This window comes from Rhodococcus rhodochrous, assembly GCF_014854695.1.
GTDB lineage: Bacteria > Actinomycetota > Actinomycetes > Mycobacteriales > Mycobacteriaceae > Rhodococcus.
Genome location: NZ_CP027559.1, coordinates 101998 through 120167, shown reverse-complemented (window position 1 = coordinate 120167; position 18170 = coordinate 101998). Strand labels below are relative to the sequence as shown.

At 65.8% G+C, this 18170-nt stretch carries 14 protein-coding genes and 3 pseudogenes; 8 read left to right on the top strand and 9 right to left on the bottom strand.

The genetic code is table 11. From position 1 onward, the window contains the following. Nucleotides 1-32 precede the first annotated feature (32 nt). From ctaD to C6Y44_RS27350, 5 genes are all read right to left on the bottom strand, one after another. Nucleotides 33-1811, bottom strand: a complete 1779-nt coding sequence (gene ctaD, locus C6Y44_RS27370; protein WP_039958315.1) for an aa3-type cytochrome oxidase subunit I — start codon at nt 1809-1811, stop codon at nt 33-35. Between the two features lie 111 nt (nt 1812-1922). Continuing rightward, nucleotides 1923-2870 carry a M56 family metallopeptidase gene (locus tag C6Y44_RS27365; protein ID WP_006553269.1) on the bottom strand — a complete coding sequence of 316 codons (948 nt, stop codon included), beginning with the start codon at nt 2868-2870 and terminating at the stop codon, nt 1923-1925. After that, nucleotides 2867-3229, bottom strand: coding sequence for a BlaI/MecI/CopY family transcriptional regulator (locus C6Y44_RS27360; protein ID WP_033098755.1), 363 nt, complete (start codon nt 3227-3229; stop codon nt 2867-2869). Before C6Y44_RS27360 ends, C6Y44_RS27365 begins: the two co-directional genes overlap by 4 nt. Nucleotides 3230-3265: 36 nt before the next feature. After that, nucleotides 3266-3928: a M23 family metallopeptidase gene (locus tag C6Y44_RS27355; protein ID WP_006553267.1), complete on the bottom strand. Its 663-nt coding sequence runs from the start codon at nt 3926-3928 to the stop codon at nt 3266-3268. A gap of 370 nt (nt 3929-4298) precedes the next feature. Continuing rightward, a complete protein-coding gene (locus tag C6Y44_RS27350; protein ID WP_192379173.1) occupies nt 4299-6311 on the bottom strand; it encodes a cytochrome c oxidase assembly protein in 2013 nt (670 codons plus the stop codon). A gap of 206 nt (nt 6312-6517) precedes the next feature. On the opposite strand from C6Y44_RS27350, the gene C6Y44_RS27345 reads away from it, so the two are divergent. Then, nucleotides 6518-7441, top strand: a complete 924-nt coding sequence (locus tag C6Y44_RS27345) for a cation diffusion facilitator family transporter (protein WP_192379171.1) — start codon at nt 6518-6520, stop codon at nt 7439-7441. A gap of 72 nt (nt 7442-7513) precedes the next feature. Here C6Y44_RS27345 and C6Y44_RS28305 read toward each other — a convergent pair. Further along, nucleotides 7514-7762 (bottom strand): annotated as a pseudogene (locus C6Y44_RS28305) (arsenic resistance protein); the annotation flags it as partial. Between the two features lie 191 nt (nt 7763-7953). Here C6Y44_RS28305 and C6Y44_RS27340 point away from each other — a divergent pair. After that, complete coding sequence (locus C6Y44_RS27340) at nt 7954-8274, top strand: Fic family protein (protein WP_263869930.1); 321 nt, start codon at nt 7954-7956, stop codon at nt 8272-8274. Between the two features lie 352 nt (nt 8275-8626). Next, a pseudogene (locus tag C6Y44_RS27335) lies at nt 8627-9244 on the top strand (transposase); the annotation flags it as partial. Here the strand turns inward: C6Y44_RS27335 and C6Y44_RS27330 are convergent. Beyond that, nucleotides 9172-10401: an integrase catalytic domain-containing protein gene (locus C6Y44_RS27330; protein WP_192379169.1), complete on the bottom strand. Its 1230-nt coding sequence runs from the start codon at nt 10399-10401 to the stop codon at nt 9172-9174. The pseudogene C6Y44_RS27335 and the gene C6Y44_RS27330 sit on opposite strands and share 73 nt — an antisense overlap. Before the next feature lie 123 nt (nt 10402-10524). Between C6Y44_RS27330 and C6Y44_RS27325 the strand changes: the two are divergent. Then, nucleotides 10525-11265 (top strand): annotated as a pseudogene (locus C6Y44_RS27325) (IS256 family transposase); the annotation flags it as partial. 104 nt (nt 11266-11369) lie between these two features. On the opposite strand, the gene C6Y44_RS27320 reads toward C6Y44_RS27325, so the two are convergent. Together C6Y44_RS27320 and C6Y44_RS27315 are read right to left on the bottom strand one after the other, a co-directional pair. Beyond that, on the bottom strand, nt 11370-12524 hold the full coding sequence (locus C6Y44_RS27320) for a sensor histidine kinase (protein WP_192379167.1): 1155 nt from the start codon (nt 12522-12524) through the stop codon (nt 11370-11372). Then, complete coding sequence (locus C6Y44_RS27315; protein ID WP_192379233.1) at nt 12521-13198, bottom strand: response regulator transcription factor; 678 nt, start codon at nt 13196-13198, stop codon at nt 12521-12523. Before C6Y44_RS27315 ends, C6Y44_RS27320 begins: the two co-directional genes overlap by 4 nt. Nucleotides 13199-13274: 76 nt before the next feature. Here C6Y44_RS27315 and C6Y44_RS27310 point away from each other — a divergent pair, with 76 nt between their 5' ends. The 4 genes from C6Y44_RS27310 to C6Y44_RS27295 all read left to right on the top strand — a co-directional run bounded on the left by C6Y44_RS27310 (nt 13275) and on the right by C6Y44_RS27295 (nt 18163). Next, entirely contained in the window at nt 13275-13712 is a 438-nt protein-coding gene (locus tag C6Y44_RS27310; RefSeq protein ID WP_225623907.1) for an SHOCT domain-containing protein, read from the top strand. A gap of 31 nt (nt 13713-13743) precedes the next feature. Then, nucleotides 13744-15213, top strand: a complete 1470-nt coding sequence (locus C6Y44_RS27305) for a multicopper oxidase family protein (RefSeq protein ID WP_404817820.1) — start codon at nt 13744-13746, stop codon at nt 15211-15213. 77 nt (nt 15214-15290) lie between these two features. Beyond that, a complete protein-coding gene (locus C6Y44_RS27300; protein ID WP_192379164.1) occupies nt 15291-15947 on the top strand; it encodes a DUF305 domain-containing protein in 657 nt (218 codons plus the stop codon). Between the two features lie 47 nt (nt 15948-15994). After that, nucleotides 15995-18163, top strand: a complete 2169-nt coding sequence (locus C6Y44_RS27295; protein ID WP_192379162.1) for a heavy metal translocating P-type ATPase — start codon at nt 15995-15997, stop codon at nt 18161-18163. Nucleotides 18164-18170: the final 7 nt, after the last annotated feature.

Here is an 18170-nt window from a genome sequence, read left to right as displayed (position 1 = left end):
TCCGATCTTTCGGCGCCGAGACGGCGAACGATTTATTCCTTCGTATCGGTGCGTGCCGAGGCCTCGCCGGTGCTCCGCGGTTCGGCAAGCTCACGCTTAGCGATTTCGGTGCTCCTGGGCGCACCACCGAAACCCACGTGTGCCTCGGCCCTCATGCGTTCGACCATGTGCGGGTAGTGCAGCTCGAACGCCGGCCGTTCGGAGCGGATCTGCGGCAGTTCGGTGAAGTTGTGTCGCGGCGGCGGGCAGGTAGTCGCCCATTCGAGCGAGTTGCCGTAGCCCCAGGGGTCGTCGACAGTGACGATCTGCCCGTAGCGGTAGCTCTTGAAGATGTTCCACACGAATGGCAACACCGAGGCACCGAGGACAAAAGATCCGATCGTCGAAATCGTGTTCAGGGTGGTGAATCCGTCCGAGGGCAGGTAGTCGGCGTACCGGCGGGGCATGCCTTCATTGCCCAGCCAGTGCTGGACGAGAAAGGTGGAATGGAAGCCCAGAAATGTCAACCAGAAATGCCACCTGCCTAGGCGCTCGTCGAGCATTCGACCGGTCATCTTCGGAAACCAGAAGTAGATACCCGCATAGGTCGCAAACACCACGGTGCCGAACACGACGTAGTGGAAGTGCGCCACCACGAAGTACGAATCGTGCAGCTGGAAGTCCATAGGAGGGGAGGCCAGGATCACGCCCGACAGGCCGCCGAAGAGGAAGGTGATCAAAAAACCCACGGAGAACAACATCGGTGATTCGAAAGTCAACTGCCCCTTCCACATGGTGCCGATCCAGTTGAAGAACTTCACACCGGTCGGGATGGCGATCAGGAAGGTCATGAACGAGAAGAACGGCAGCAGCACCGCGCCGGTGGCATACATGTGGTGCGCCCACACCGCGATCGACAGGGCCGCGATGCCGAGGGTGGCGTAGATCAGGCCGGTGTAACCGAAGATCGGCTTCCGGGAGAACACCGGGAAAATCTCGGAGACGATGCCGAAGAACGGCAGCGCGATGATGTAGACCTCGGGATGACCGAAGAACCAGAACATATGCTGCCAGAGCATCACTCCGCCGGTGGCGGGATCGAAGAGGTGACCGCCGAGTACCCGGTCGTATAGCAGCCCCATCAACGCTGCGGTCAGCAGCGGAAAGGCGATGAGGATCAGGATGGAGGTGACGAGAATGTTCCAAGTGAAGATCGACATCCGGAACATCGTCATGCCGGGGGCTCGCATACACACGATGGTGGTGATGAAGTTGACTGCGCCCAGGATGGTGCCCAGTCCTGAGATGGCCAGGCCCACGATCCATAGATTTGCGCCCATGCCGGGGGAGTGCACTTCCGTGCTTAAAGGCACATACGCGGTCCAGCCGAAGTCGGCGGCGCCGCCGGGGGTGATGAAGCCGCCGACTGCAACGAGGGATCCGAACAGATACAGCCAGTAGCTGAAGGCGTTCAGCCGGGGGAATGCGACATCGGGCGCGCCGATCTGCAGTGGAAGGATGTAGTTGGCAAAGCCGAACACCACAGGAGTGGCGTACATCAGCAGCATGATCGTGCCATGCATGGTGAACAGCTGATTGTACTGCTCATTCGAGAGGAACTGCAGACCCGGCGCGGCCAGTTCGCTGCGCATGATCAGGGCCATCAGGCCTCCGATCGCGAAGAACGCGAACGCGGTCACCAGGTACATCTGACCCAGTACTTTCGGGTCGGTCGTGGTGATCATTTTGTGGATGAACGCACCCTTGGGGCCGCGCCGCGCCGGCATGGGGCGGGTAGCGGCAGGCCAGGGTGGCGGGGCGAGAGCGGTCATGTGCTGTCCGATCCGAAGTTTCGCGCGAGCGCACGGTGATGAGACGCCCTCGAGCGTACCTAATTACTATGCTGCATAGTAATTAAGGTCGGTTCGGTCGCCCGTGCCGGATCATGCCTGAGCGAGGGTCAGGCACACGGCCGCGGAGGTCGCCGCCAGCCCGACCAGCGCGGTAGCGACAGGCATCGCCATCGACAACGCCGCAGCTGTGGCGTACGACACCTTCGGGCACCGCGTCCGCCAGCTCACGCGCAGCTTGAGCAGTCGCAGCGAGATCTCGTTGCTCAACCCCAAGGTCCCGGCCGGCTGCGGCAATGTCGAAGCGGAGACCACGGTCAGCGCCGAGCACACCGTCGCCGTGCTGGTGGCGCGAGCAGCGTGCTGATCAGCGGTCAGTTCGACCAGGGTTTTGACCGCGGCCGGGGCGGCGGCGAACAACGGCACCGCCGGAAGCACCGCGGCCAAGATGTCACATGTGGTGACGATCAGGTGGTGACTGCCTCGCAGGTGTGCCCGCTCGTGGGCCAGGACAGCATCGCGTTCGGAACCGCTCAGACACTGCGAGAGCCCGTCGGTAGCCACCACGAATCCGGGTCGGCCGGCCACGCTGTAGGCCATTGGCATCGGGTGCGCCAGCCACATCACACCGTCGTCGCGGGAGTGGGCGACGATGGAGACCACATCACGGTGGTAGTCGAGTAGACGGGTTTGTTCTCTGGTGTACCGCCGACCCAGGATCACGGCTCGCACGGTTATGGTGAGCAGGGCCAGGGCTCCGGTAGCGGCCAGGGTTTCGGTGATCCACGGCTGCATCGCGTGGGAAACCGCGGACAGACACCGCACCACGGCCTCGACCGCGGTCTCGGCAGGCGCATGGTCGGGCCAGGCCAAGGTGACCACCGCGGAGGCGCCGAAGAACAAGGCCCCGGCTATGCTGCCCAGCCACGCCGCCAGCAGGACTCCGGGAGGCACGGAGGTGGCGGCGAGCGGACCGAGCATTCGCGGGGCCGCCATCGAGATCAGGGCGGCGCCGAGCAACAGGACCAGGGCCAATGTCATTGGTCGGCGGCCCGGCCCGTCCAGCCCCGGCGCAGGGCATCGTATTCGCGGTCGCTGACCGTCTTGGCGAAATGCAGCAGCACCGCGCTGGGGTCGGTGCTGCTGTCGAGCAGGGCGCGCAGTGCCTCGGAGGTGGCTTCCTCCCGGCTGCGTGAGGGCGAATAGTAGTAGGCGCGACTGCGTTTTTCTCGCTGCACCCAGCCCTTCTCATACAGATGGGTGACCACGGTCAAAATGGTGGTGTAGGCGAATTCCTTGCGATCGCGAAGCCGTTCGACCAGGCCATGGACCGACTGTGGCTCGTCGGTCGACCACAGTTCGTTCATCACCTCGGCTTCGAGACCCCCCAACCTGTGTATGGCTTCCCTCGCAGACATTCGCCGATTATCCCTTATCTATGTGCGTGCATCTGACGCGATCTGAACCCCTCGTGCGTTCAACCATGCCATGGGATCGGCCTTCTGGCCGTCCGGTCCCCACACTTCATAGTGCAGATGTGGCCCGGTCGATTGTCCCCGATTGCCCACGGTGGCGATCTGTTCCCCGGCTCGCACGCGCTGACCTGCAGAAACCAAGGCCTGATCGATGTGCCCGAACACCCCGATCGTGCCGTCGTCCTGCAGGATTCGTACCCACAGTCCGAAGCCGGAGGCGGGACCGGCCTCGAGTACCGTGCCATCGGTCACCGAGACGATCGGGGTGCCGATCGAGTTGGCGATGTCGAGCCCGTAGTGGCTCGTGCCCCAGCGGGGTCCGAAGTTCGACGTGAGCGTGCCACTGACAGGCATCAGCGTTTTCGGGCGGCGCGCCTCGGCCTCTTGCATGAGTCGGCGCTCCTCCCGGATCCGTGCCCGGTCGAGTTGATCCGCGAAGTCTGCCAGCATCGGCACCTGCACGGCCTGCAACACCTGGGGGGCCTGGGGCAGCACATCCGTAGGGGCTGAGGGTTGCGACGCGGCCTCGATCTCGTCGCTGACCGTGGGAGGGACCGAGGCGGCATGGGCGCTCGAGGTCGTTGCTGCCAGCAGCGCGCCTGCCGCTACCGACACGGCCAGCACGCGTCCGCTCGTTCCTGGGCTCGTTCGGCGATGCGCACCTTTGCTTCGGATCGGCCTCGGGGCGAGGGCGTCCGCATGCTCGGCAAGGGCATCCCGATGCTCGATATCGAGACGTTCTGCCGGGTCCAGGACAGCCACTGTCGTCGGGAAAGCAGCGTCATCGCGACCTGCGTCGATGGGATCGGTCGGCTCGGGAACAGGCCACGCTGCAGTACTACAGTCAGAGCGGTGGGGAACGGCGAGTTGGGGCTCTGGTTTACGGTGTCGGGCCAAGATCGCATCCTCAAGAAGGCACCCGCTCGCGTGATAACGAAACGGTGACGGACACCGACACGTTACTACTATTCTGCATAGTTTCAATACCGTATCGTTACCCGGTCTCCGATTCGCGCTTGGGGTCGTGGCCGGAGGCACCGGCGTCGGCTGCTGCCGAGGTACGAGAGTGTGGGTGCAGTCCGTTCAGCATCGCGTTGTACGCGGCCAGTTCGCGATCTCCCTCGCGGTCGACCTGGTCGTTCCGCTTCCGGGCACGCTGGTTTTCGATCGAACTCCATCGCACGAGCGCGAGCACGGTGGCCAGTAGCAGCGGTAGCTCGCCGACGGCCCACGCCAGGTTTCCACCGAGTCGCTGATTGGCAGCCAAGTCGTCGAACCAACCCAGTTGCAGTGAGGTATAGAACTCGGCGGCGATCACAAAATCCGCCATGATCAGGGCGACCAGAAAGAACGCGTAGCCGGCCAGCGCGACCGCCACTGCTCCCACGCGCGTCAACGGTCCCTGCGGCACGGGGACAGGATCGATCCCGACGGTGACCCAGAAGAAGACCAACCCCACCGCCAGCAACCACATATCGAGCACCATGCGTCCCGGGTAGGAGCCGCCGTCGTACAGTCCTCCGAGATACAACAGGTAGAAGGTGCCCACGAGCACCACCGCGGCCACCAGGGGATGGGTCACCCATCGCAGTGCGGTGCTGGCGAAAATCGCCCGCATCCAGTCGCGGGCTCCTGGAACTGCATCGCTGGGGCCGGAGCGAACCGCGCGGGCCGCCAAGGTGAGCGGAGCGCCCAGAACCAAGCACATGGGCACCACGATCGCCAGCGCTGCGGATGCGGGCAGGTGCACGCTGAACGCCGCCGGGGCGTAGCGCCCGACCCCGGAGGATGTCACCAGAAGCAACACTAGACAGCCGAGAAGCCAGGACACGGTGCGCCGGACCGGCCACGGCTGCCTCACTGCACGTAGCCTCCGCACTCCCAGCAAGTAGAGCGCTGCCAGCACGACCGCTGCGGTTCCCAGTAACAGATCGAACCGCCACTCCGTCAGCAACCTGCCCAGCGTCGGGGCGCCATCGAACCCGTACCCCAAGACTTCGTCGACCAGACTGGGTTCGCGGCGTTCGCCCAGCGGCGGCGGAGTACGACCCAACGCCACTCCGAGTCCAATCGTGGCCGTCAGGACCGCCGATTCGATTACCGCCAAGCGTATGAACGTCCCCCGATTCGACGGGTCGGCGGCCAGAGCCGTGATCGCCACCGTCCGTTGGCGCCAGCCCAGCCACCCCACTACACCGAGTGCGACGACCTTGGCCAGGACCACAAGTCCGTACGGGCCGGACAGAAACTCCCGAAGCGGAACACGCACCAGAGCATTAATTATTCCCGACGCAGCCATTACCATGAATGCCACCGTCGCCAGCGCGGAGAACCGGCGTGTGGCGACATCGAGGTGTCCGCCACCACGCACGGCGTGCAGCACCAACGCTGCCAATCCCCCGGCCCACAGTCCGGCCGCCACCAGATGAAGTATCAGGCTGTTGGTGGCAAGATCATGCGATCCGCCCCCGGCGGAATGTCCCGTCAACGCGCGTGGCATCAGGCTCCCTACCGCCAGGACCAGCAACAACGGTGTCCACCGGTGCTGCAGAACGAGGCGGCATCCCAGCCCCACCGCGGCAGCCATACACGCGGTCCACAGCCAGGCGGTGGATGCCTCGATTTGCCCCACCGACTGCACGAACGGAACCGGATCGGCGAACACGGTGCTCAGTGGTTGGCCGGAGGTGTCCGACAACGACAGAGGAATCAGCACCAGCGCCGATCCTGCCCATAGCGCTGCAGCCGCGCCCGCAGTCCGCACCGCGCGGTAACCGTCGACATCGAGCAGCCCGGAACGTTGTGGTGGTACCAGCACCGCCGCCACCAGCAACGACCCGATCATCACCACCGCCGCCACTTCCCCTATCGCGGTGGCGGCCGGGAGTCCGTATCTCGTGAGCACTCCTGGATCCGGCAGCCCGAGCAACCGCAGAACCTCGCTGCTCGACACGGCCGCCAGGGCGGCCGCCACCAGGGCCGCGCCTGCCGTCCAAGAGACCATCATGCCGACTACAGCTCTACTGGTACCTGCCACGGAAAACCTCACCTCGTCCGTTGTTCGCCCGTTCCCGCCGGCCGAACCTGCAGGCCGCGCCTCGCCGCCGAAATACTATGAAGGATAGTTGATCGTGTCGATCCAATTTTCGCGACCATCATATATATTCATGCGCATATGACTATATGATGTCGGTGTCTTGAGAAAGGAAAACGATGAGCCACGGACACGGACACGGCCTCTCGCCCGCCCAAGCCACCAGCGCCTCCGGCCGACACGTCCGACGGTTGTGGATCGCCGTGGCCCTGGGCCTGGTGACCTTTGTGCTCCAGGTCGTCGTCGGACTCTCCACCTCGTCGCTGGCCTTGCTCTCCGACTCCGCGCACGTGTTCACCGACGTGTTCGGCGTGTTGATGGCCGTCACCGCTATCACCGTCGCCCAGCGTGCCCGCACCCGACCGGACCGGACCTTCGGCCTGTACCGCACCGAAGTGTTCGCCGCCCTGCTCAACGCACTCCTGCTGTTCGGCGTCGCCCTCTGGATTCTCTACGAAGCCCTCCAACGACTGTCCGCCCCACCCGAAGTCCCCGGCCTGCCCGTCACCATCGTTGCCGTGGTCGGCCTTACCATGAACGTCATTTCGTTTCTCCTGTTGCGCGCCGGCGCCAAGGAGAGCATCAACGTCCGCGGGGCCTACCTCGAAGTCCTGGCCGACATGCTCGGTTCGGTCGGCGTGCTTATCAGCGGTGTGGTGACCATCGTGTTCGGCTGGCGGTACGCCGACCCGCTCATCGGTGTCGCCATCGGACTCTTCGTCCTGCCCCGGGCCTACAATCTCGGCCGACACGCGATCGGCATCCTGCTCCAACAAGCCCCGAAGAGTATCGACATCACCGAGGTCAACGCCGCCCTTAATGCCCTTCCTGGAGTCCATGAATCCCACGACCTGCACGTCTGGACTCTTACCTCGGGCATGGAAGTGGCCTCTGCACATCTGGTCACCGAATCCGACGCGGACTCCACAGCCGTGCTCGCAGCGGCACAAACCTTGTTGGCGGAACGCTTCGGCCTCGAACACGCCACCCTGCAGGTCGAACCCCACGACGGCGAGGGACGCTGTCGCGAACTCTCGTGGTGACCTCCACAGACCCACCAGGAGTCCCTGGGGCGAACACGGCGCACGCTGCAGCTCCTTCGAGCCTACGGTCACTGCCGCCGAGGCTGCGATGGCCAGTTCGAAGTTGTTGCCCGCGGCGGTGAACGCCAGGGTGGTGGTGCGCTCGTAGCCCAGACCGATCGCGGCGCCGAACAGGAACCCGCCGCCCCACATGAGGACAAAATAGGTGAGCAGAGGCAGAGCGATGCGCACGACGTCCCATGGCTGCGACGTGATCTGTTCGCCCTGGAGCGCGAATAGGAGCACGATCGTGAACAGCAACCCGTACAGCGTCCACGGCCCAGCCGGTCGACAGAGGCAGCACTCGCCAGTTCGACACGCTCTTCGGCAGCTAGACCTATTCCGAGGTCGCCGATCTGATCGCTGAGCCACTGCGCCTGCTGCTCGACGACGTGGCCTCCGGTCATTTCGTCCACGAGGCAATGGATGCGGATCTCATCCGCGAGTTCCATCGTCGGATCCTGACCGGGGTGATGCCCGATATCGCCGGCAGATGGCGGAAAATGTCGGTCCGGGTGGGAAGTCACTCCCCGCCGGAACATATTCACGTCGGCCGTGAGATGCGGGAGCTGTTCCACAACTTCGATGATCGGCTCAAGTACTGCGACGATGATATCGAGCTCCAACTCGAGGCACTGGCCTATCTGGAGGCGCACACGCTCCACATCCACCCGTTCGAGGATTTCAACGGCAGAGCGGTCCGCGTGATGGTTACCGAAGCAGTGAGGCGCGTGGACTTCCCGTTGTCGAGCTCAGCGTCGAACGGGACACTGCCGAACACGCCCGGTATGTGAAGGCGCTTCGGGAGTGGGATCAGCACAATTCGCTGGCTCCACTGTGTGAGTGTTGGCGCGGGGTTCGCTACGGCACGTGGGAAAACGAGACAGCGCTTCCGTAGTAGGTACCGCCGACACCGGGAGCCGCCTACATGCTCGCCCGCGCACTGTGGAACCGGCGCCGCCGTTCGAGTGCACTCTCCGGCATGCCGAACAGTACGGTCACAGCCCCTCCAGTACGCCTATCAGGTCCTGAAGAAGCGCGTCCGCGCGGGCTTCGATCTCCTCGAAGACATCGTGGGACTGTCGGGATAACGGTTGAACTGGCTTTGGCCGACACGCCGAGCTTGCTTGGCGAGAAGGCGCGATCATGACCGAAACACTCGATCCTATGGATCAGCCGAAGATCGATCCCCAGCAGCTGGCGCAGCAGTTGCTCGCCCAAGCCAAAGCCGACGGCGTCGAGTTGGTCGGCCCGAACGGACTACTCAACCAACTCACCGCCACGGTGCTCGAAACTGCCCTCGAAGCGGAAATGGACGAGCACCTCGGCTACGAAAAACACCAGGTAGAAGGAAGGAACACCGGCAACTCGCGTAACGGCCGGCGCAGCAAGACCGTGCTGACCGAGATCGGCCCCGTGCAGATCCAAGTCCCGCGAGACACCGATGCCTCCTTCGATCCGCAGATCGTCAAGAAACGCCAACGGCGCCTGACCGGAGTCGACGAGATCATCTTGTCGCTGTCGGCGAAAGGACTGACCACCGGTGAGATCGCTGCCCACTTCGACGACGTCTACGGCGCCACAGTGTCGAAGGAAACGATCAGCAAGATCACCGACAAGGTGCTCGCCGAGATGGCCGAATGGTCGGTCCGGCCGCTCGACTCGGTGTATCCGGTGCCTATTGCCTCACGTCAAGATGCGCGCGAGGTTTGCTTCGTTGCCTCATCCGATGATGCGCGCGTGGCGACTGCCGTGACGGCGGGGACGCGGGCCGGACCGGCCTTGGCGATGGTCAGGGTCAGCAGCTCGGCGGTCAACGCCTGGATCTGCCGCTGGATCGCCGCCGGGTTCAGGCGCACGTAGGTGTCGGCGAGGATCGCCTTGTCCTCGACGGTGACCGTCTCGTGCTGCTCGGCGCGGCGTTTCGGGGTGGTAGCCGTGTCGTACTTCTTGATCACCTTCGCCCCGTCCCGCACCTTCGAGATCAGTTTCTGCTGCGGACAGAAGTAGTTCGACAGACTCGACTGCAGAACCCAGATCCTGTTCAGTAGCAACAACTCTGCCGGGGTGTCGTAACGGTGGTAGCCGACGACGGTCCGCACGATCGCCCAGTTCTTCTGCTCGACGTGCGCGCCGTCGTTGGAGTTGCCGGGTCGGGACCGGGTGAAGGTGATCTGCCGCTGCTCGCACCAGGCGAGCAGGTGGTGGTTGATGAATTCGCTGCCGTTGTCGGAGTCGACACCGCGGATCGGGAACGGCAGGATGCCGGCAATCTCCTCGAGCGCGGCGAGCACCCACTTGCGGGCCTTGTTCGGCACCGACCGGTTCTCGGTCCAGCCAGTGGCGATGTCGGTCACCGTCAGGGTGTAGGCGTGGTCGCCGACCGCGTTGCCGCCTTCGTGTCCGACCAGGTCGATCTCCACGAACCCCGGGACTGCGTCGTCCCACTGCGCCCACGTGCGGATCGGGATCTGCGACTTGAGCAACGACCCCGGTTTGGTGTGTGCCCGGCCCTTCGGATCGAGCCTGCGCCGGTCTTCGGCCAGCCGACGGTCGATGGTCGCCGCCGACATCGACACCAACAACTCCGCAGTGGCGTCGTCGATGCTCAACTCGCCGAACCGACGTAGCGTCGGCACCAGGTCCGGCAGCACCGCCGCCAGCCGTTTACCGGCCGGCGCACCGAGCACTGCCCAGCAGAATCGTAGTGCCGCAATCACGTCCGAGCCGTACTTCGGTGGTCTCGGGGTGCGTCCCCTGACCGTCGTGGGGTGCAACGCCTGCGTCAACGCCTTACGGGCGTGATTGCGATGCCAGCCGGTCGTGGCACACAATTCGTCGAGGATGACACCCTTGGCGGCCTTGTTGGCCCGGGCGTACCGCGTCGCGATCGTCTTGGTCACGGCCTTGCGTTGACTCATCGACAGCCCCATCGTTCGGGCCTACCGCCCGGCCCGAGCCGGACACGGCAGGCGCACCGCACGCGCGCATTCTCAGTTGAGGCAACGACTACCTCTATGCGCGCATTTTGGATGAGTCAACGCGCGGTGTTGTTCATCGATGCGATCCACGTCAAGATCCGTGACGGTCAGGTCGCCAACCGACCCGTCTACGTCGCCGTGGGGGTCACCACCTCCGGTGAACGCGACATCCTCGGCTTGTGGTCCGGCGACGGCGGTGAGGGCGCGAAGTTCTGGTTGGCGGTGCTTACCGAGATCAAGAACCGCGGTGTCGAGGACGTGTGCATCGCCGTCTGCGACGGACTCAAAGGCCTACCCGAGGCGATCACCACCGTGTGGCCCCAAACGGTGGTGCAGACCTGCCTGATCCATCTGCTGCGCAACACCTTCCGGTATGCGGCCCGACAATACTGGGAGGAGATGTCCCGGGATCTGCGGCCGATCTACACCGCTCCGACCGAGGCAGCGGCGAAGGAACGGTTCGGCGAGTTCGCCGGCAAGTGGGGACCGCGCTATCCGGCGATCGTCCGGATGTGGGAAAACAACTGGTCGGAGTTCGTGCCCTTCCTCGACTACGACATCGAGATTCGCCGGGTGATCTGCTCGACGAACGCGATCGAATCGCTCAACGCCCGGTACCGGAGGGCGATCCGGGCCCGTGGGCATTTCCCCAACGAACAAGCCGCGCTCAAGTGTCTGTATCTGGCCACTCGTGCGCTGGACCCGACCGGCAAGGGGCGCGCACGATGGACATCACGGTGGAAAGGAGCTTTGAACGCTTTCGCGATCACCTTCGAAGGACGCATCACCCCGAACGCCAACTAATCCCATGTGTCAGAACCGGATCCACCGATTACCTGACAGTCCCGACATCGTGGGCGAATCTGACACCTGGCGAAGTAGGAACTTCGTGAGGCGGGCGGGCACTACTACACGCGGGTAGTACCGGTGCTGGGCAGGTCGATGGTGAACCGTGCTCCGCGGCCGGGGCCGTCACTGGCGGCGCGGATCCGGCCTCGGTGTGCCTCGATGAGTGCGCGGGTGATGGTCAGGCCGATGCCGCTGCCGCCGTGGCGGCGGTTGCGGGCGAGGTCGGCTCGGTAGAAGCGGTCGAAGAGGTGGTCGAGGTGTTCGGCGGCGATACCTTCTCCGGTGTCGGCGACGACGATTTCGGCGTGGGTGGGGTCGAGCTGCCGGCAGGTGATGGTGACGGTGCCCCCGTCGGGGGTGTGGCGCAGCGCGTTGTCGAGCAGGTTGCCCAGTACCTGCCCGAATCGGTCCGGGTCGACGGTGACCGGGACGGATTGCTCGATGCGGGTATCGAGGGTGACGCCCTTGTCGTCGTAGCGCGTGCGGACCGCCTCGGCGGCTGCGGTGATCAGGGTTGCGGTGTCGGTGGGGATCGGGGTGATGCGGGTGAGATGTTCTTCGGCGCGGGAGACGGCGGTGATGTCTTGGGCGAGGCGGTCGAGGCGTTGGGTGGCGGCACGCAGGATCTGCAGGGTGTCCTCGTCCAGGCTGCGGACGCCGTCTTCGAGGGCTTCGAGGTAGGAGTCGAGAGTGGCGATGGGGGTGCGCATCTCGTGGCCGAGGTCGGCGAGCATCCGGCGTCGGGTGGTTTCGGTGGCTTCGAGGCGGCGGGCGACTTCGTTGACGGTGACGGTGAGTTCGTCGAATTCGCGGCCGAGTCCGGGGCTGTGTATGCGGGCGTCGTAGTGGCCGGCGGCGATCTGGGCGGTGGAGGTGGTCACCGCCGTCAGCGACCGTTGGACGCGCCGGGTGATGTACCAGCTCACCGCCAGGGACAGCAGCACCGCGATGGCGATGGCCAGTCCCCAGGCGAGGATGATCGCCCAGGTGAAGGCCTCTTCGACGTGACGGGCCTGGCTGGAGTTGTGGTCGATGCCGGCCTGACCGAGGTGATCGTGGAAGATGCCGGGCGCGAGCGCCGAGGCCACGATCCAGGCGCTGATGGCGCAGCCGAGCACCACCACGGTCAGGGCGAGGAACAGGCGGGTGCCGAAACTCGCGGTGTTGGCGGTGCGGCGCAGGGACCCGCCTGGTGTGGACGATCGGGCGGTCATGATCCGGTGCCCATTCGGTAGCCGACACCGCGGACGGTGCGCACGTAGCGGCCGTGGGTGGCGTCGTCGCCGAGTTTGCGGCGCAGATGTCCGATGTGCACGTCGACCAGGTGTTCGTCACCGACCCAGCTCGGCCCCCATACCGCTTCGATCAGCTGGGTGCGGGTGAGCACCACTCCGGGATCGCGTGCCAGGGCGGCAAGGATGTCGAATTCGGTGCGGGTCAGGGCGATCGGCCGCCCGGCGACGGTGGCCTCGCGGCCGTCGACGTCGAGGGCCAGGTCCCCGAAGCGGTGTGGCTGCGCAACGGTCGCGGCGATGGTGGTGCGGGGACGGCGCAGCATGGCCTGGATGCGCGCTGTCAGCTCGCGGGGGCTGAACGGTTTGGTCATGTAGTCGTCGGCGCCGACGGACAGCCCGATCAGGGTGTCGATCTCCTCGGTGCGGGCGGTGAGCATCACGACGTAGGCGTCGGAGAAGGTCCGCAGTTGCCGGCACACCTCCACCCCGTCCAGGCCCGGCAGTCCGAGGTCGAGGACCACCACATCGGGATCGACCTGCCGGGCGAGGGGAACGGCCTCGGCGCCGTCGCCGGTGACCGCGACCTCGAAACCGTCCCGCTCGAGATAGGAGCCCACCAGATCCGCCAGTGACGGTTCGTCCTCGACGACCATCGCCCGCAAGCCGGTGGAGGGACGCGCCGGCGTCGCCGGGTCGCTGCCGGGTGCGGGTGGTCGAGCAGAGGAGGTCATGGGGTCCATCATCGCCAGCACCGTCGCGGTGCCGGTATCGCGGCGACGCGACAGGGAGTTTCTTGAGCAAATCTTCATACGACCTCCATCGAACCTGTGGGGTGGGAACCCGATGCTGAAGCTACGAAACCGAGGGATGGAGACGATCATGATGGGCTGGGTCGGTGACATCGGTTGGGCGGGATGGACCGTCATGGCCGTGTGCATGCTCGCGTTCTGGACGGTGGTGATCTATCTGGTGGCCGTCATGTTCCGCGCCGACCGTACGAGCGGTCCTGCTGGCATCGAGCATGAGGGTGATCCGCTGCGGATGCTCGAAGAGCGGTTCGCCCGAGGCGACATCGACTCCGATGAGTTCGTCGCCCGGCGGCAGGTATTGACGCAGACCGGCAACCTCGCTGCGATTGCTGATCGGCGAGGGCAGGTCCGTGGGTAGATTGACCCGCCGAGCCTTCCTGATCGGCTCGATGCTGACCGGTGCCGGAGTCCTGGCGGCCTGTTCCGGGGCGGGGGCGGCGACCGGCGTCCCGGTGGCCGCCACGTCACCGGTGGTGCGTCGTCTCGAGCAGCAGCGACGTGTCCCGGGCCAGCAGGTGGTCTCGGCCCGGTTGACGCCGCGTCCGGTCGAGGTGGACCTCGGGGGACGCATCGTGTCCACCTGGGCCTATGACGATCAGGTGCCGGGACCGCTGATCCGTGCCCGGGTCGGGGATCTCCTGCGGGTGGAGGTCGACAACCAGCTACCAGCGGAGACGAGTGTGCACTGGCACGGGCTGGCGTTGAGCAACGACATGGACGGTGTTCCCGGGCTGACCCAGGACCCGATCGCCACCGCAGACCGATTCGTCTACGAGTTCACCGTCCCTCATGCGGGCACGTACTTCTATCACTCGCATTCGGGTCTGCAACTCGACCGCGGGCTCTACGGTGCGCTGATCATCGATGATCCGGCCGAGCCGGGCGACTACAACCACGAATGGATCGTGGTGCTCGACGACTGGCTCGACGGCACCGGCCGCACCCCCGACCAGGTGGCCCGCGAGCTCGGCATCGGCAGCGGAGCAGGAAACGGTGACGGCGCCGCGATGGGCACGATGGACCACGACGCCACGGATATGGACATGGGTGGGGAAACGATGCTCTCCCCGCTGCTCGGGGGCGCCGGGGACGTGCGCTATCCCCACTTCCTGCTCGGCGGGCGCGTGCCCGAAGATCCGATGGTCTGGACCGCCGCACCCGGACAACGGGCACGGATCCGGTTCGTCAACGCGGCCGCCGACACCGCCTTCCGGGTCGCGTTGGGTGGCCACCGGATGACGGTCACTCATACCGACGGTTTCCCGGTCGTACCGCAGGACACCGACGCAGTGCTGATCGGCATGGGTGAGCGTGTCGACGTACTCGTCACCCTCGACGACGGGGTGTTCCCGCTGTTCGCGCAGGCCGAGGGCAAGACCGGGCACGGGCAGGCCGTGGTGCGCACCGCCTCCGGCGAGTTGCCGCCACGACCTCGGCCCGACGAGCTCGATCGGCGGGTGCTGCTCGGCACCGACCTTGCGCCACGGGAGTACGTGCGGCTGGCCGAGCGTGATCACGATCTGTACCACAGCGTGGACATGGGCGGCACCATGTCGCCGTACCGCTGGACCCTGGGCGGCCGCGCCCACCCCGACAGTGCACCGCTGACCGTCAACGAAGGGCAACGGGTGCGCATGCGGATGCGCAACATGTCGGACATGTTCCACCCCATGCACCTGCACGGACACACCTTCGCGCTCACCGATACCGGACTGCGCAAGGACACCGTCACCATCGGGCCCATGCGCACCGTCGAGATCGAATTCGACACCGACAACCCCGGTCAATGGGCGTTGCACTGCCACAACGCCTATCACCAGGAAGCCGGAATGATGACCACCGTGTCCTACCTGGCGTGACCTGGGTCCTGCCGACCGGCGAGGCCGAACTGGGCCATCGCGATGCCTGTGCTCGTTCGAGAAAGGAACACACCCTGATGAACAAGAAGACCCTTGCTGCCGGCGTCACCGCCCTGGCGGTGGTGTTCACCGCCGCTGCCTGCAGCGACTCCGACACCGGCACCACGGCCGCGACCTCGACCTCGCCAGCTTCGGCGAGCACCCCCACCGAACAGACGGCGGCACACAACGATGCCGATGTGATGTTCGCGCAGATGATGATCCCGCACCACAGTCAGGCCATCGAGATGAGCGACATGATCTTGGCCAAGGACAACATCCCCGCCGAGGTCAGTGCCTTGGCCGAGCAGATCAAGGCCGCGCAGGGTCCGGAGATCGACCAACTCGAGTCCTGGCTCGATCAGTGGGGTGCACCCACCTCGATGCCCGACGGGGCTCACGACATGCCCAGCATGGACGAGGACATGGGCATGGATGGGATGAGCGACGGCATGAGCGGGATGGACGGGATGATGAGCGACGAGGACATGCAGGCACTATCGGATGCCCAGGGCACCGACGCGGCCCGCCTGTTCCTCGAGCAGATGATCACCCACCACGAAGGCGCCGTCGAGATGGCACGGACCGAGATCGCCGAGGGACAGTTCCCCGAGGCGGTGGTGATGGCCCGCAGCATCGTCGAGACCCAGCAGCAGGAAATCGAGACGATGCGCCAACTGCTCGACACCCTCTAACGCACCCCGCTCACCCCCGTCGGCCCGCCCCAGACAGGAGCTTTTCGATGTCGCACCCGGAACACCGACACTCCCATCCGGCGCCGGCCGGACACGATCACGGCACCTCCACACAGAGCCCGCCGCCCGACGCGGAAGATGCGCATGCCGGGCACGGCGAACACCTCGCCCACCTCGGCGGGTCCGCCGAACACACCGGGCACGGCGGCCACGACCGGCACGCCGGGCACGGCGCGCACGGGGAGATGTTCCGCCGCCGCTTCTGGGTGTCGCTGATCCTGTCGATCCCGGTCGTGGGGTTCAGCCACATGGTCGCCGAGCTGCTCGGCTATCCCATGCCGGACTTCCCCGGGGCCATGTGGATTCCGCCGGTGCTGGGCACGGTGATCTTCGCCTACGGCGGCATGCCGTTCCTCACCGGCGGCTGGGCCGAACTGCGTTCGCGCCGCCCGGGAATGATGCTGCTGATCGCGATGGCCATCAGCGTCGCCTTCGCCGCCTCGTGGATCACCACCCTCGGCCTGGGCGGCTTCGACCTGGACTTCTGGTGGGAGCTGGCGCTGCTGATCGTGATCATGTTGCTCGGGCACTGGCTCGAGATGCGTGCCCTCGGTTCGGCCTCGGGAGCGCTCGACGCGCTGGCGGCGATGCTGCCCGACACCGCCGAGAAGATCACCGACGACGGCACCGAGGAGGTGCCGCTGTCGGAGTTGACCCTCGACGACGTGGTGCTCGTGCGGGCCGGGGCCCGCGTCCCGGCCGACGGCACGGTCGTCGACGGGCGCGCCGAGGTCGACGAGTCGATGATCACCGGCGAATCGAAGACCGTTACCCGCGAGAGCGGTGACATGGTGGTCGCCGGCACCGTCGCCACCGACAGCGCCCTGCGCGTACGGATCACTGCTATCGGTGAGGACACCGCCCTGGCCGGCATCCAACGCATGGTCGCCGACGCTCAGGCCTCCTCCTCGCGGGCACAGGCGCTGGCGGACAAGGCCGCGGCGTTCTTGTTCTACTTCGCTGCGATCAGCGGTCTGCTCACCTTCGTGGTGTGGGCGTTGCTCGGCAACGTCGACGAAGCGGTGGTGCGCATGGTCACCGTGCTGGTCATCGCGTGTCCCCACGCCCTGGGGTTGGCGATCCCGCTGGTGATCGCGATCTCCACCGAACGCGCCGCCAAGGCCGGGGTGCTGGTCAAGGACCGTCTCGCCCTCGAACGTATGCGCACCGTCGAGGTGGTGCTGTTCGACAAGACCGGCACCCTGACCCAGGGCCGGCACCAGGTCACCGGCGTCGCGACCGCCGATGGGATCGGCGAGTCGTATCTGCTGGCCCGCGCCGCCGCGGTCGAAGCCGACAGTGAACATCCCGTCGCGCGTGCGATCGTGGCCGCGGCGGACACCGGTGTCCCGACGGGCGAGAAGATCACCGCCACCGACTTCCGGTCGTTGCCCGGCCGTGGCGTGCGCGCGGTCGTCGACGGCACCGAGGTCACCGTCGGCGGACCCGCGATGCTCACCGACCTGGCGTTGTCGGTACCCGAGGAGGTCACCGCCGTCACCGAACAGTGGGTGCAGCGCGGAGCGTCGGTGCTGCACATCGCCGAAGGTGATCGGGTGCTCGGTGCCGTGGCGCTCGAGGACGCGGTCCGGGAGGAGTCCCGCCAGGCGATCGACGCCCTGCACGCCCGCGGAGTCAAGGTCGCGATGATCACCGGTGATGCCCGGCAGGTCGCCGACGCCGTCGCCGCCGATCTCGGCATCGACGAGGTGTTCGCCGAGGTGCTGCCCGAACACAAGGACGCGAAGGTCACCGAACTGCAGCAGCGCGGGCACAAGGTCGCCATGGTCGGCGACGGGGTGAACGACGCCCCGGCCCTGGCCCGCGCCGACGTGGGCGTGGCCATCGGCGCCGGCACCGATGTGGCGATCGAATCCGCCGGAGTGGTGCTGGCGGCGAACGATCCGCGGGCGGTGCTGTCGATCATCGAACTCTCCCACGCCAGTTACCGGAAGATGTGGCAGAACCTGGTGTGGGCAACCGGCTACAACATCATCGCCGTGCCCCTGGCCGCCGGTGTGCTCGCCTTCGCCGGGGTGGCGATCTCCCCGGCGGTGGCCGCGGTGCTCATGTCGGTTTCGACCATCGTCGTTGCCCTCAATGCACAACTGTTGCGCCGCCTCGACCTTGAGCCCGCCCACCTAGCCCGCACCTGACCTGCGT